This window comes from Tissierella sp. (genome assembly GCF_052089545.1).
GTDB lineage: Bacteria > Bacillota > Clostridia > Tissierellales > Tissierellaceae > Tissierella_A.
In genome coordinates, this window is the sequence record NZ_JBQDAA010000077.1 from 1 (window position 1) to 9,584 (window position 9,584).

At 29.8% G+C, this 9,584-nt stretch carries 8 protein-coding genes; 1 reads left to right on the forward strand and 7 read right to left on the reverse strand.

Annotation, left to right across the window (positions count from 1 at the left end; all coding sequences use genetic code 11):
• Positions 1-1,116: dicarboxylate/amino acid:cation symporter (locus ACTHW2_RS07075; protein WP_442263258.1), on the forward strand; the 1,116-nt coding region annotated here is incomplete at its 5' end.
• Positions 1,117-1,161: 45 nt separating this feature from the next.
• Here ACTHW2_RS07075 and ACTHW2_RS07080 read toward each other — a convergent pair.
• The 7 genes from ACTHW2_RS07080 to ACTHW2_RS07110 form a co-directional block, all read right to left on the reverse strand.
• The gene (locus ACTHW2_RS07080) at positions 1,162-1,863 is read right to left on the reverse strand and encodes an aspartate/glutamate racemase family protein (protein ID WP_442263259.1); all 702 of its coding nucleotides are present in this window, start codon (positions 1,861-1,863) and stop codon (positions 1,162-1,164) included.
• Between the two features lie 16 nt (positions 1,864-1,879).
• On the reverse strand, positions 1,880-2,962 hold the full coding sequence (locus tag ACTHW2_RS07085; protein WP_442263260.1) for an FAD:protein FMN transferase: 1,083 nt from the start codon (positions 2,960-2,962) through the stop codon (positions 1,880-1,882).
• A gap of 92 nt (positions 2,963-3,054) precedes the next feature.
• On the reverse strand, positions 3,055-4,182 hold the full coding sequence (locus ACTHW2_RS07090) for a hypothetical protein (protein ID WP_442263261.1): 1,128 nt from the start codon (positions 4,180-4,182) through the stop codon (positions 3,055-3,057).
• Between the two features lie 144 nt (positions 4,183-4,326).
• A complete protein-coding gene (locus ACTHW2_RS07095; protein WP_442263262.1) occupies positions 4,327-5,805 on the reverse strand; it encodes a UDP-N-acetylmuramoyl-L-alanyl-D-glutamate--2,6-diaminopimelate ligase in 1,479 nt (492 codons plus the stop codon).
• A gap of 43 nt (positions 5,806-5,848) precedes the next feature.
• Complete coding sequence (locus ACTHW2_RS07100; protein ID WP_442263263.1) at positions 5,849-7,090, reverse strand: carboxylate--amine ligase; 1,242 nt, start codon at positions 7,088-7,090, stop codon at positions 5,849-5,851.
• A gap of 22 nt (positions 7,091-7,112) precedes the next feature.
• A complete protein-coding gene (locus ACTHW2_RS07105; protein WP_442263264.1) occupies positions 7,113-8,567 on the reverse strand; it encodes a DUF445 family protein in 1,455 nt (484 codons plus the stop codon).
• A 154-nt stretch (positions 8,568-8,721) separates the two neighbouring features.
• Positions 8,722-9,252, reverse strand: a complete 531-nt coding sequence (locus tag ACTHW2_RS07110; protein WP_442263265.1) for a hypothetical protein — start codon at positions 9,250-9,252, stop codon at positions 8,722-8,724.
• Between the last annotated feature and the right edge of the window lie 332 nt (positions 9,253-9,584).

Consider the following 9,584-nt stretch of genomic DNA (forward strand, 5'->3'; position numbering starts at 1 on the left):
GGTATCTTAATTGGACAGTTTATGTCCACAAGAGTGGTTGCTATACTTGCTACTTTTAATGGTTTATTTGGCGGATTTTTAAATTTTGCAATCCCGCTTATTATAATAGGCTTTGTAGCACCAGGAATTGGTGATTTAGGACTAGGAGCAGGAAAACTTTTAGCTATAACAACAGGAGTTGCTTACGGTTCTACACTAGTAGCAGGATCACTTTCATATTTTGCATCTTCGTTAATTTTCCCAAGTTTCTTAAAAGAGGGAAGTCTTGTACTAGATTCAGGAAACCCAGAAGAAGCATTAGTAGAAGCATTATTTGCTGTTGAAATGCCCCCAGTATTTGGAGTTATGACCGCACTCTTAGTTGCATTTATATTAGGACTTGGTATTGCAGCTATTAAAGGTGATGTATTAAAAAGGGCAGTAAAAGAATTTCAACTTATCATTGAATTAGTAATAAATAAAGTAATTATACCTTTATTACCTATCCATATACTTGGAATCTTTGCAAATATGACTCATGCTGGACAGGTAGCTACTATACTTTCAGTGTTTTCAAGAGTATTTATTATAATACTTTTACTTCACTTAACTATTGTAGTAATTCAGTTTTTAATTGCGGGTTCAGTTGCAGGAATAAATCCTTTCAAAGCTTTGAAAAACATGATACCTGCTTACTTAACAGCAATAGGTACACAATCATCTGCAGCTACTATCCCAGTTACTTTAAAGCAAACTGCGAAAAACGGGGTTAGAGACGAGATAGCAGAGTTTGTAATACCACTTGGTGCAACTATTCACCTTTCAGGAAGTACTATAACACTTGTTGCATGTTCCATGGCAGTAATGATGTTAAATGGTATGTCGGTTAGCTTTGCTACCATGTTCCCATTTATAATGATGCTAGGTGTTACTATGGTTGCAGCACCAGGAGTTCCAGGAGGAGCAGTTATAGCTGCTTTAGGACTACTTGAAACTATGCTGGGCTTCCCAGAGCCAATGCTTGCTCTTATGATTGCTCTTTATGTAGCACAAGATAGTTTTGGAACTGCTTGTAACATAACTGGAGACGGCGCTATAGCTGTTTTCATGGATAAAATTTCAACAAAAATTAGTTAATTATTCATAAAAAAATGCTAGAAACTTTAAAGTTTCTAGCATTTTTTATTTTTTTAATTTAGCCCCTACAAATTCTATAGATCTCCTTGCTAATACTTCCATGGGATCTATAAACTTACCCTCTATATCAAACTTATCTAGAGCAACCGAAACTTCAGTGCATCCTGCAATAAAAATTTCTGCTCCTTCTTTTTCTAATTTTTCCATAGTAACATAAACTCCATCTAAACTCTTTTGTTCTTTATTCTCTTTTATATTGTATATAAGATCATATATATATCTTTGATCATTTTTACATGGATTTATTACACCTATACCATATTTAGAAAACATCTTATCATATATACCCATTTTTATAGTTCCATCAGTAGCAAGTAATCCTATCTTCTTTAAATCTGGGTATCTTTTTTTTATATAAATAGCTGTTTCTTCTATCATATTTAAAAAAGATATATTTATACTGTTTTTTATTTCTTCATAATAGTAATGAGCTGTATTGCAGGGCATAACTATTATATCTGCGCCCGCTTCTTCCAGTCTCTTTGCCGACTCTTTCAAGATTGGAAGCGGATCTTCCTTGGTATTATCTAATAAAAATGAAGTCCTATCTGGTATCTTAGTGTTATTATCTATTATTATATGAATGTTTTCTTGATCATTATGAGCCTCTGTCATATCAACTATCGTCTGAAATAGTTTTATTGTAGGCTTTGGACCCATTCCACCTAAAATTCCAAGTCTTTTCATAGTTTTACCTCCATTTTTATTCAGCTTTTCCTCCGCTAGCACCTTGACTTAGGGCTATATCTTTTATTCCCTCAGTAATTTCTACGCTTCCATCTTTCATAACCCATATAGCTTCAGTATCTTCTAACGAATCTATCAGTTCTTTACTTTCTTCAAAAGGAAGCAAATAAGCTGAGGTAGAAAGTAAATCTGCAACTCCAGAATCAGGTGTTATTATTGTAATAGCCCTATAATGGTCTCCTGGCATAAGACTATGTGGATCTATAATATGGTGATATCTTTTACCATCTACAACAAAATATCTTTGGTAATCTCCACTACTTACTACTGAGTAATCATTTACAAATACTGTTTCAAGAATATTCCCAGTATCTATTAAGTCTTTATCAGGGTTTTGGATACCTATTCCCCACTTTTCCCTTACATCATCTAGTGGTTTTCCTATTGTTCTTATATTACCTCCACCACTTATAATGGCTGATTTTAATCCTTCTTCTTCTATCTCCTTAGCAACAAGTTCTACTGCATACCCTTTTGCTATTGCTCCTACATCTAACACCATGTTTTCTTCTTCTAAAAAAACAGTGCTATTTTCTTCATCAACTATTACTTTTTCTAGATCTGTATATTTTGCAGCCTTTTCAAGTTTTCCCATAGGTGGAATCTCTGCATTTTCAGGATCTGCTTCAGCTGCATCACTATAGTCTGCCCATATCTCTATTACAGGGCCCATAGCTATATTAGTTTCTTCTCCTGCCTTTTCGTACCACTCTTTTGAAAATAGAATCAAATCTATTATTTCGTCTTCTACCTCAACTGGTTTTATTCCAGCATTGTCATTTATATCTTTTATATTATTCATTCCATCATAAGTTTTATACTTATCAAAGAGTTTATGAAGCTCAGTAAATCTACCATGTATAGTTTCCATATACAGATCAAACTCTTCCTTACTTTCAGTATATCCAACTACCTTTGTAAGTGTATCAAAAGTATCAAAAAAACTACCTTCATATTTCTCATAATTATTTGTTGAACACCCACTCAATATAGATATACTAAGTATCAATATTAAACCATAAATAAATCTTCTTTTCATTTTTTTCACCCCTAGTTATCATATCAAAATATTGTCTTTTCTACAATAAAAAAAGTTCTCTTATGATAAGAGAACTTTTTTATTTGTTCGATTTACTTAGCATTGTCCCATGCTTCTTGGATTACTTCTAGGTAACCTCCTACATCCATAGTTACAGTTGATGTAAGTTCTTCTACATCTGGAACTGTTGGATGATCTTCATTTGCTTCTTTTGTTTTCATTCCTGTTACTTCTTCTACGCTTTGATCTTCCATCCACTCTTGGAAAGAGTTCATTTGTTCATACCATTCTTTTTCTATTGGAGATGCTTTTTTCATATCATAATCTTCTTTTAGTTCATGCTTAGTTTTAAATTCAGCATCTTTTTCAGTTACTAAATTTCCGTCTTCATCAAACTCTACTTTTACTTGAACAGTGTCTACAATAGACTTAAGAATTTCACCATCTGCATCAAAAGCTGTTGCAGTCATTGTAGCATCTGATTGTGCTACAGCATTCTTATCGTCTTCTGCACCTTTAGAACTATCTAAAGTAGTTTTAAATCCAAGACCTACTTTTTCTGCTCCTTCTACATCTTTAGCATTATCCCATGCATCTTGTACTGCTGCTAGGTAAGTTCCTACGTCTATAGTTACGCTTGATGTAAGTTCTTCTACATCTGGAACTGTTGGGTGATCTTCATTTGCTTCATTTGCTTCTTTCGTTTTCATTCCAGTTATTTCTTCTACAGTTTTACCTACCATCCATTCTTGAAAAGAATTCATTTGTTCATACCACTCTTTTTCTATCGGAGATGCCTTTTTCATATCATAATCTTCTTTTAATTCATGCTTAGACTTTACTTCTTCTTCTATATCTGAAGCTATTTTCATATCTTCATCAAATTCTACCTTTGGTTGAGATACGTCTATTGTAACACTTTGAACCATTCCATCATCATCAAAGCCTACTGCAGCTACAGTTATATCTGCTTGAGATTTTGCTGGTTTATCATCTTCAGCTGATGCTGATTTAGATATAGAAACCATATTTCCTAAGCCAACTTTAGTAATATTAGCTTCACCTTCCGACTCTTCATCTTCCTCATCTTCTTCATCATTATCTTCTGGTGCCTCAGTTTCTGGTGCATCTGCGTCTTCATCAGCAGGTTCTTGTGTACAACCCACTACAACGGACATAAGTAACATAAGTACTAATAAAAGCGATATTATTTTCTTCATTTTATTCCTCCTAATATTTTTATTATTACAAATATAATCATACCACATTGTATAAAATTAGACAATTACTTTATTGATTTTTAACTATTTTGTAACTTATTATAAAATTGCTTATATTAAAACAGTAAGTTCCCCCTCATGTAGTTAGTTTTTCAATAATTCTTTCGCAGCATTTATTGCAACTTCCTTATCATTGAAATATCTTTTTTCTCCTTCTATAAGTTGATAAGTTTCGTGACCCTTTCCAGCAAGTAATAACAAGTCATCTTTTTTAAGTATATTTATTCCTTTTTTAATAGCCTCTTTTCTATCTGCTTCTTTTATCAATAAGCAATTAGATCCTCTAAAGGATTCCGACATTTCATCTATTATTTGCATTGGATCCTCATAGTCTGGGTTGTCAGATGTAAGTATACAAACATCACATTCCCTAGCAGCTATGTCTCCCATTTCTTTTCTACGTAAAAAAGACCTGTTTCCTACAGAGCCTATCAAACAAATAAGTCTATTTGGTTTATATTCTTTTAATGTTTCAATTATGTTTTTAAGGCTAACTTCATTATGAGCAAAGTCTAAAACTACAGATGCATAATCTAATATAGGAAGAAGTTCAACTCTTCCGCTTACATTTACATCTTTTAAAACATTTTTTATTGTTCCATAGTCTATTTCAAAATATCTAGCTGTAACTATACTAGCTAAAGAATTATATATACTAAATGTGCCAGGCGATGCAATTTTGTAACTATCTTTTTCATTATCTGTTTTACATATAAAACTAGAACCTAAATGTTTTATATCCTGGGATAGTTTTATATCTACAGCCTTAAAATCAGATTTTTTATAAATAGAAAATGTGTCTATAGTAGATTTCGCATTGTCAATTATATATCCTGCATGTTTATCATCCTTATTTATAATTCCATGCTTTGCAAGTTTAAACAGTTTTACTTTGGAGTCTAGATAGTCTTTAAAATCTGGATGTTCTTTAGGCCCTATATGGTCTCTAGATATATTTGTAAATATACCTAAATCAAAGCTTATATGGTCTACTCGGTTCATCTTAAGGCCCCCAGATGATACTTCCATGACTACGAATTTCATACCATAAACCACCATTTGCCTTAAAATTCTTTGCAGTTCGTAGCTCTCAGGAGTTGTATTTTTAGACTCTTCCTTTATCTCTCCATAAAAAACTCCATTTGTACCAATTATCCCTGCAGAAAACCCTGCCTTTTCGAGTATAGCTTTTATATAATTACTGGTAGTCGTTTTCCCTTTGGTTCCAGTTATACCAATAACCTTAAGTTCTTTTGAAGGGTTTCCAAATAGATTAGAAGACATTTTAGACAATACAAATCTAGTATCATTTACTAAAATTTTTACACTACCTTTAGGCAAATCCATATCTTTACTTACTACAAATACCCTAGCACCATTTTCATAGGCACTATCTATATATTTATGTCCATCTACTGTTTCTCCAACTATAGCTACAAAAATATAGTCAACTTTTGCGCTCATTGAATTATATGCAATATCTTTTATATTTATATCTTCTATTTCTGATAAGTTCATATTTGAACTAAATTTTATATCTTTCAATAATTCTTTTAATTTCATCTTTTTCTCCCATTACTTCTTCTTAAGTTATGACTTTCTTTTATTATCCTAAATATTTCTTATATTTTCTAAACTGATTTATATTATATAAAAATACATAAAGACTTCTTTTAAAATTGCCACTTAAATCTTCCTTGTATCCAAAAGATGTAGCTTCTTTACCTTGATCAATTAATATTTTTACTTTTCCCTTTAGTTTTTCATCTTTTACATATTTTAAAACTACTCCATTTGGAACTACATGCCAATAAAATGGATCCTTTTGAATCTTTAGCTTTAAATCCTTTTTCAAAATTCTATCTTCTATTACATATTTAGCTATATTATTTCCTGATGACGTTACATAAAAGTTACTTCTTCCTTGTCTAAGATTTATTTCAAACAATTTATATTTATTATCCCTAGTATCAAATTTTATATCAAAATTTGAAAATCCTACATAATCTATACTCTCTAAAAAGTCTTTTATACCATTCATAAGATCTTCATCATATTCTGTTATTATAGCAGCATGATTTCCAATAGCTGTAGGAGTATGTTCCTCTAATAAAACATGACCCAAACACATCATTTTCACCTTTCCATTCCTATCTGAATAGCAAGTAAGAACCCTCATATGTGAATCATCACCAGGTATAAAGTCTTGAATTATTAAGTTTTTATCATATCTTCCTTCATATATCTTATTTGTAATCTCTACAAATTCTTCTTTATTTTTTGCAGTATATACCTTATTCATTCCTTCAAATGGAAACTGCCAATATAATACACTATCTGATGGTTTTATTATAACCGGATAAGAAAATTCAAAATCTGTTACAGTATCACCTTTGGAAAAAATATATGTTTTTGGATAGAAAAGTCCTTTTTCTTCACACATCTCGTAAAAAGACTCTTTTTCTATCAGTTTATCTTTTAACTCACTTTCTATATAAGGTGTTATATAGCTTTTAGATAAGCTATCCTTATAATCTATTATAAATTCAGCATATTCATCTGTACAACCCATTAAAATAGGAACCTTTTTATCCTTTTTAATCTCATCAGATAATTTTATAAGTAAATCAACAAGTTTTTCTGAATCATCCATATGTTCATATATCCTAAAATCAATTATTTTACTATCTTTAGTCGCACCAAGTGCAAGTTTTCCATAGGCAATAGAATTTACACCATATTCTTCATGAAAAGCTCTTGCTACACTATAGCAGTTTATATCTCCCCCCAATAAAACTGGTTGGATCTGTAAATTATCTTCACTAATATTAAATTCATCTAAGTTCATCTTTGTCCTCCTCATTTATCTCTTAAATCATCTGTAAAATAGGCATTAAAAGACCCATTATAGCCCCAAGTAAAGCTCCAAGCCTTGTAATAGCCTTTAGTTCCCTATCTGCTATTTTTAATATGAGTTTTTCAGTATATTCTACTTCAAAACTATTTATTTCATCCTCTACTACTTTAGAGATATCAAATAAATTTATTATATTAAATATTTCTTCTTTAAATCCTATATTTATTATATTATTTGCAAATTCAAATACCTTTTCCAATGTCTTTTCATCTAAGTCCTTTAGAAGATCTTTAAATGAAGTATTTAATATTTTATTTAAAGACTTATTTATTTCTTCCTTAAATATACTTTCAAAGCTTTCTGATTCTAATATATCTTCTATAGACTTTTTAAAAGTATAATCTATTTTATCTTTTATAAGTTTTTCATTCCCATTTATATTATCTATTATTAGATTTAGAATTTTTTCTTGATTTTCTTCTTTAAATATATGATCCAATGTTTTTTTATATAAATTTAATACATCATTTTCATCCAATATAGAATTAGATTTTTCAATTATAGTATAAACTTCAGTGTTTAGTAAGTTTTTAATAGAATCTTTTATTATAAAACTTGCTGCTTCTTCAGCTTGTTCACTATCAATATATTTCTTAATAACTTCAAATATTTTTTCAGAAATAGTCTTAGAGTCTATAAACATAGTAATCATCTTGCTTAAGTTTAACTCTACTAGGTTTTCTATAGAAGAAAGTAAGGCTTTTTGTATGTCCTCTTTATAAAAAAGCTCTCTTAAACTATTCATTATATTCTTTTTATTCATATAAATACTATCTTCTAATTTTATTATTAGATTATCATCTATGATGTCTGATAGTATTATATCAGTATCTTTTAGTCTATTCAATTTATTATTTATATCTTTCAAAATCATATCTTCTAATGATTTTGAGTTTTTTATTCTTTCTAAATATCTATTCCCATTATCTGATATTTTCCTTACTAACCTATCTTTATACTTTGGATATATATGCTCTTGTAAAAAAAGACTAAGTTTATACTTTACTTCTTTTTCTTTAAGTTTTTTTGAAAAAAGCTTAAAAATCCTTTCACTTATCCTATCTACTGGAAATTTATAGCTTACTGAAGTAAGAAAACTGTTTAAATCTTTTTCACTTTCTTTTAAAGTATTTATTTTAAATTTTATAAATTCTTCTATTTTTTCTTTTGTTTCTTTACTTGAAACTACTTCTGCTATTTTTTCAGGTGTAAGAAGATGCATTCCAACTGCTTCACCTATACTTTTTGCCATTCGCCCTCTTTCTTTAGGAATAAGACCAGGTGTGAATGGAACTTTAATTCCTAAGATTTTTTTTGCTTTTAAGGGTCTAAAAAGCATCTTTATAGCTAGCCAATTTGTAAAATATCCAATAATTGATCCAACTATAATTGGTATAATAATTTTCATTTGTTTAAACTCCTTTAACTAATCTATTTGTTTTATTTATATCTTTAATGAATAAAACCTTTCTATATTTAAACAAAAAAAGATACAGTAATAGTTAATATTAACTATACTATATCTTTTTATAATTTACTATATCTTTGATTTTATTTGAAATTTATTTTTGGTCTTTATATCCTTCTCTTATAAGTTTATATTCTCCAGTTTCTGTATTTAAATCATATATATTGAAATTTGTTTTTATATCAAATCCATCTTCATGTGTTGCAAGATTAACAGAAGCTGACCCATCTTCTTCACTTACTATCCTATGAAATACATTAGTTGGCCAAACTACAAGTCCACCACCTTCTACTATTCTTTCACCATTGTGCTCTACATATTCAGGAGTAACTACAAATTTTTCTATCTTTCCATGTTCTGGAGTATAAACTTCAATATGTCTGATTCCTCTCAATACTAAAAGATTGTCAGCTTGATGTGGGTGCATATACCAAGGTCTATCTACATCTCCAATTGGACCTGGAGATACGGCAGCACCTTTATGTAGTACTCTGTCTATAGCATCAATCTTTGGCACCATATCTTTTACCATAACATCAAACCTTACGCCTTCTGTTTTTCTAAATTCTTTTAACTTAATAACAGTGTATAGATTTTTTACTTCTTTAACAACATAGCCATCCATTTTAAAATTCCTCCCTATATTTATTCATATCACTAAGCTTATACCCCTTAGTAAGTTATATATTCATATAATAAAAATATATTCAAATACAATTGCAAGAAATATGTGATTATAAGATATAGATATATTTTAAGATCTAATCTGCATTTTTAAGTTTTTCATACAAAATTCTCCCTAAAACAAATATAATTTATATTTGTTTTAGGGAGAATTTGCTAAACTCTTATTTATAAACCTAATTTCTCGTCAAGTTTTTGCTGGTTAAATCCTACAATTATTTTCCCGTCTATATCTACTACTGGTACTCCTTGTTGTCCAGATCTTTCTATCAT

Coding starts and splice junctions, on each gene's coding strand:
- ACTHW2_RS07080 (WP_442263259.1), bottom strand. CDS start 1,863: ATGAAAAGACTTGGAATTTTAGGTGGAATGGGTCCAAAGCCTACAATA.
- ACTHW2_RS07085 (WP_442263260.1), bottom strand. CDS start 2,962: ATGAAAAGAAGATTTATTTATGGTTTAATATTGATACTTAGTATATCT.
- ACTHW2_RS07090 (WP_442263261.1), bottom strand. CDS start 4,182: ATGAAGAAAATAATATCGCTTTTATTAGTACTTATGTTACTTATGTCC.
- ACTHW2_RS07095 (WP_442263262.1), bottom strand. CDS start 5,805: ATGAAATTAAAAGAATTATTGAAAGATATAAAATTTAGTTCAAATATG.
- ACTHW2_RS07100 (WP_442263263.1), bottom strand. CDS start 7,090: ATGAACTTAGATGAATTTAATATTAGTGAAGATAATTTACAGATCCAA.
- ACTHW2_RS07105 (WP_442263264.1), bottom strand. CDS start 8,567: ATGAAAATTATTATACCAATTATAGTTGGATCAATTATTGGATATTTT.
- ACTHW2_RS07110 (WP_442263265.1), bottom strand. CDS start 9,252: ATGGATGGCTATGTTGTTAAAGAAGTAAAAAATCTATACACTGTTATT.